The following is a 2,762-nucleotide window of genomic DNA, read 5'->3' on the forward strand; positions in this document are numbered from 1 at the left end:
TAGTACCCAACCTGAGCGACACCCTTCGATTAAGGGGTTGTGTGGCACGATTTCAAGACTTTGCGCCCAGCATAAGGCATTGTCACAGTGCCGCACTGGGCTCAATTGCAATTGAGCCCGTTCTGGGCAACAAGTCCGCACCTCTTGGCCTTGAACCGGACTCCTCCCATGCCTGCCCTCAATCCCGCCTTTGCCGATATCGTGGAACTGCTCACCGCCGTGCCCGATGGTGACGAAGCCGCCGTCGCCGCCGTGCGCCGCCGTGACGCCGAATTGACCAAGCCGGCAGGCTCGCTCGGGCGCCTTGAGGAACTGGTGGAGTTTCTCGCCCGCTGGCAGCACCGGCAGGCCCCGCGCCTCGAAAATCCCATGGTCACCATTTTTGCCGGTAATCACGGCGTCGCCGATCAGGGCGTTTCTGCCTTCCCGCAGGAAGTAACGGCCGAAATGGTCGCCAATTTCACCAATGGCGGCGCCGCCATTTCCCAGATCTGCGCACTGCACGAAATCAACCTGCGCGTCTTCGAACTGGCGCTGGAACTGCCCACGGGCGACATCACCCAGGAAGCCGCGCTAGACGACCAGATGTGCGCCGCCACCATCGCTTACGGCATGGAAGCGGTGGCCGGTAAGCCCGACATCATCGGCCTCGGCGAAATGGGTATCGGCAACACCACTATCGCCGCCGCGATCTTTGCGGCACTCTATGGCGGCACCGGCGCCGATTGGGCCGGTCGCGGCACGGGCGTCGATGACGCTGGCTATGCCCGCAAGGTCGACGCCATCGATCGCGCGCTGGCCCTTCACAAGGATGGCCTCGATCATCCGCTCTCGATCCTGGCTCGCCTCGGTGGCCGCGAAGTTGCCGCCATGCTCGGCGCGCTGATCGCCGCGCGCCATCAGAAGGTGCCGGTGGTCATCGATGGCTATGTGGCAACCGCCGCCGCGGCCATCGCCCATGCGGTCAATCCCGAAGCCATCGACCATTGCCTCTTCGCCCATGTTGCGGCCGAAGGCGCCCATGGCCGGGTGCTCGAGCATATGGGCCGGGCCCCGCTGCTCGATCTCGGCATGCGACTCGGTGAAGGCACGGGCGCCGCGCTTGGCGTGGTGCTCGCCAAGACCGCGCTTCACCTCCACACCAATATGGCGACCTTCGAAAGCGCTGGCGTCAGTCGGCAGCAGGACTAGCCGGCGGCTGCGCCTTGGGCTGGAGGCCTCCGGGCCCAGGCTCGAGCGCCAGCAGGTTCACCCCCATTTCCCGCTGAAAACGCGTAGCTGACCCCAGGGCTAGCTTGCCCAGCGCCGCCACGTCCTTGCGTGACATGGCGTCGTTGAGCGCGGCATGTTCGACCAGGAATTTCAGGATATAGCCCTCGGCCATTTCCTGTTTCTGCAGATTGCTCAGTGACCGGAAATTGGGATCCCGCGCCATCGCGTCCTGCATCTGCGCCTGGATCGGTCGATTGTCGACTTTGAGGTTGTAGCGGGCATTGGCAGTCACCCAGTTCAACACCCAGTAGGCGGTGATCGCATCGGCTACATTGCCGGTCTTGAGCCCGTCGCCGGCAACGAGGTCCTGCCAGATTTCAAGGGCAGGGCGCTCGGCAAAGGCCGCAGCAAGGCTATCGCGCGCCTGCGCGCTGACCGACCAGCGGATCGTATCGAGAAACTGGCGCTGGATGCGCGCCGAGATCACCGTCGAGGGTGGATAGCTGGTGTCATAGGAGGCAGCCGCAGGCGCGGCGCTCTCCTGGGCCATGGCCAGGCTCGGCAGCACTAGCAGGACGGCGAGCAGACGAAAGAAACGGTTCACGCGTAAAATCCCCCAACGGCCACAATGGAGAGGACGATAGGGGCAAATTTGGGACGTGAACCCGGCCCGATCAACCTGCCTGCGAATAGATTTCGAGTTTGTTGCGGCGTTCAGTCACTGGAGCCAGCGCATCCATCACGCGAGCGCGCGGGAAAGTGGCGATGACTTCGGTGCCGAAGCGGAGCTTCGAGAAGAGATCGAAACGGCCCTGATGCAGGTCCATGATCCGCTGCACGATCGGCAGGCCGAGCCCGGCACCCTGTTCCGCCGTCTTGTGCGCCAGCGAGCCCTGGCCGAACGAGGACAACACGGTTTCGATCTCGCTTTCAGGTATGCCCGGGCCGTTATCCTTGACGGAAATCAGCTGACCGCCATCCGCACTGCGCGTCACCACCAGCGACACCTTGCCCTGCTGGGGGGTGAACTTGATGGCGTTGCTAAGCAGGTTAAGCACGACCTGGCGAATGGCGCGCTCGTCGCCCCAGATCTTGGGCAGGTTGTCGTTGGAATTGAAGGTCAGCTCAATGCCCTTGGACTTGGCCCGCAGCTGCATCATGCGCTGGCAATCATCGGCAATATCGACGATCGAAACCGCTTCCTCATGCAGCTCATATTTGCCCGCCTCGATGCGGCTAAGGTCAAGCAACTCGTTGATCAGGTTAAGGAGGTGCTGGCCGCTGGCGTGAATGTCCCCGGCATATTCCTTGTACTGGGGCACGTGATGGGGCCCCAGCAGTTCCGATTTCAGCACTTCGGAGAAGCCGATAATGGCGTTGAGCGGCGTGCGCAGCTCGTGGCTCATGGTGGCGAGGAACTGGCTCTTGGCGATATTGGCCTGCTCGGCATGGCGGCGGGCCTCGTCCGACATGTGTCGGGCCTCTTCGAGCTCGGCGATCAGGGAGTCCTTTTCCTCCTGGTGCGAGAGCGTTTCGAGATCGGCGCTATA

Annotated in this window: 3 protein-coding genes; 1 reads left to right on the forward strand and 2 read right to left on the reverse strand. The window is 62.9% G+C overall.

Features of this window, described 5'->3' with window-relative positions; genetic code table 11:
- Window positions 1-168: 168 nt before the first annotated feature.
- Complete coding sequence (cobT, locus tag J0I64_RS08335) at window positions 169-1,191, forward strand: nicotinate-nucleotide--dimethylbenzimidazole phosphoribosyltransferase (protein ID WP_291407124.1); 1,023 nt, start codon at window positions 169-171, stop codon at window positions 1,189-1,191.
- On the opposite strand, the gene J0I64_RS08340 is transcribed toward cobT, so the two are convergent.
- A complete protein-coding gene (locus J0I64_RS08340) occupies window positions 1,172-1,816 on the reverse strand; it encodes a DUF6683 family protein (protein ID WP_291407125.1) in 645 nt (214 codons plus the stop codon). The genes cobT and J0I64_RS08340 overlap by 20 nt on opposite strands.
- A gap of 70 nt (window positions 1,817-1,886) precedes the next feature.
- The coding region (locus J0I64_RS08345; RefSeq protein WP_291407126.1) for an ATP-binding protein at window positions 1,887-2,762 on the reverse strand (876 nt) is incomplete at its 5' end.

The organism is Devosia sp. (assembly GCF_017307565.1).
Taxonomy (GTDB): domain Bacteria; phylum Pseudomonadota; class Alphaproteobacteria; order Rhizobiales; family Devosiaceae; genus Devosia.